Annotated in this window: 1 protein-coding gene; it reads right to left on the bottom strand. The window is 56.5% G+C overall.

Translation table 11 applies throughout. The features are described from left to right. Window positions 1-398, bottom strand: a 398-nt coding sequence (locus tag AF337_RS29960) for a PAS domain-containing protein (protein ID WP_049735020.1), incomplete at its 3' end; no start/stop codon positions are given. Between the last annotated feature and the right edge of the window lie 55 nt (window positions 399-453).

Here is a 453-nt window from a genome sequence, read left to right as displayed (position 1 = left end):
GACAATTCGTCCCGCTGGACGTGATCATTCGTCGGAAATACGATGCCCGCATATTGCGACGGGTTTCCGTCTTCATCCCTGAAGCAGCGACCTAAGGCAGCCACGGCTACTATTTGCCCGCTTCGATCAAACACCCGATAGTCACAGCGATACGGATTTCCTGTGATCACCGATTCGGAAATCGCCTTGGCCACAGATGGCTTGTCGTCAGGGTGAATTCGGTCGAGGTATCGTATGACCGGCAGCCCTGTGAGGGTCTGTTCCGGATCAAGCCCAAAGAGGTTTGCCAGCGCCGAATCCGCATAAACCTTGTCGGTCGCCAACTCCCAGGTGAAAATCCCAGGCTCTTCGGCATCCGAAAATTCGGACGCTCCGAAAGCTCTGTCGACAAGGTTCATTCCGCATCCCCAGTCTGCGCGCCAATGCTGCCGGTCGATCACGTCACCGCGGCTC

The sequence above is a fragment of the Rhizobium ecuadorense genome (assembly GCF_001187535.1).
GTDB classification, from domain to species: Bacteria; Pseudomonadota; Alphaproteobacteria; order Rhizobiales; family Rhizobiaceae; genus Rhizobium; species Rhizobium ecuadorense.
The sequence above is the reverse complement of the archived record's forward strand: the minus strand, read 5'-3'. Positions and strand labels throughout refer to the sequence as shown.